1 protein-coding gene is annotated in these 703 nt (G+C 72.1%); it reads left to right on the top strand.

The genetic code is table 11. The features are described 5' to 3' along the window. Nucleotides 1–166 precede the first annotated feature (166 nt). Nucleotides 167–703, top strand: a 537-nt coding sequence (locus tag AC5RUJ_RS17745; RefSeq protein WP_494156446.1) for a DUF3375 family protein, incomplete at its 3' end; no start/stop codon positions are given.

Below are 703 nucleotides of genomic sequence, written 5' to 3'. Positions count from 1 at the left end.
ATCCCCCCCGGGCGACACGGCCCACCCGTGACGGCCGCCGCCGTCGTCAGCGGGTTAAGCCCGGGCGACACGGCCCACCCGTGGCGGCCGCCGCCGTCGTCAGCCCAGTTGGAGCGGCTAAGATTTTCTGGGCCCGCTTTTCCCTTCCGCGGGCGGAAAGCACAGCATGTCCTTCACCCAGAACGCCCTTGCCCGCTGGCAGGAGCTGCAGGCCTTGTCCGCGACGCCGGGCCTCAAGCTCGCCGCCGCCAGCCCGTGGGTGCCCGCGCTGTTCCGGACCGCTTTCACGCGCTCCCGGCCGCAGCTGCCGCTGGAGGAGTTCCACCGCAACACCGACGCCATCCTGGCCGAGCTGCGGCGCGCCGGGGTGCCGCTGCGGGAGGATTGGTCCGCCCGCCAGTACGCCGACGACTGGGTGGCCCGCAGGTTCCTCTCCCGCTTGCGCGAGGGCGGGCGGTTCGTTTACGAGCCCACCGAAGCGACAGTGCGCTTCCTGGAGTATCTGGACGGCTTGACCGGAGCTTCCTCCTCCCTGAACAGCTCCCGCCTGGCCACGCTGCTCACCCGGGTCGAGGCCCTGGCCCATGAGACCGATCCCGACCCCGAGGCGCGCATTGCCGTGCTCCGGGCCGAAATCGCCGAACGGCAGGAAAAGATCCGCGCGCTGGAAGCAGGCGACGCGCCGGCGGCGGTGCCCGCAGCC

The sequence above is a fragment of the Arthrobacter sp. Y3223164 genome, from assembly GCF_059091005.1.
The sequence above is the reverse complement of the archived record's forward strand: the minus strand, read 5'-3'. Positions and strand labels throughout refer to the sequence as shown.